This window comes from Paraburkholderia caledonica NBRC 102488 (genome assembly GCF_000685095.1).
Taxonomy (GTDB): Bacteria; Pseudomonadota; Gammaproteobacteria; order Burkholderiales; family Burkholderiaceae; genus Paraburkholderia; species Paraburkholderia caledonica.
The window spans coordinates 1-695 of record NZ_BAYE01000060.1 but is presented as its reverse complement, the minus strand read 5'-3'; the positions used below and the strand labels follow the sequence as shown (position 1 = coordinate 695).

The window sequence follows — 695 nt, the reverse complement described above, 5'->3', positions numbered from 1 at the left end:
CACGAAGCTATGTACAAAGTCACCGTCAATCTTGGTGCCCCCGCAATGCTCAACGAAATCGACCTCCAGATAACCGGGTAGCGGGTTGTTCCAATCGGTGAAGGTCCGAATGGGCACTGCGCGGCGAATCGCATTGCCGATTCCACCAGCTCGGCGGCGCTGGCCGCTGAAAGCTTGCTCGCGCACATCCCGCAGAAGCCGATCAATGGTCGCGGCGCTGATCTGCTTGAGCCGCTGGCGCAGGTCCTTCGATAGCGACAGATGACCATGTCGTGTCATCGAGTCGATCAGCGTTGGGATGAGCGCCTTCAGGCGCTTGCCGCAGATCCGGTCGGCGGCCTCCCATAGCAGGATCAGCGCGGCATGAACGTCATCGTCATAGCGTCGCTGTGGGCCGGGCTTCGCCTTCAGCGGCTGCTGCTCTCGGCAAAGCACTCGAATTGCGTGCTTACGATGATAGCCCGTCAATTCGACGAATTCGTCCAGGATCTGCCGCTTGTCGTTCCGTTCAGAACGGCGGTACCGCTCGCCGACTGCCTCGATCAATTCCCGTCTTGTTGTCATGCTGAGCCGCCTCGTCATAAGTCGCCCCCGCCAGCCGTCTGACAGGTAGCAAAATACTTGAGGCAACGAGCCTAGCTCGGTAACAAAAAACCTGAGTCAATGCGCCGGCCAAAACAATTGTCGCCGCCCAA

The 695-nt window shown here is 59.1% G+C and carries 1 pseudogene; it reads right to left on the bottom strand.

Annotated features, from left to right (window positions below):
- Window positions 1-564: pseudogene (locus BCA01S_RS34190) on the bottom strand (transposase); the annotation flags it as partial.
- Window positions 565-695 lie beyond the last annotated feature (131 nt).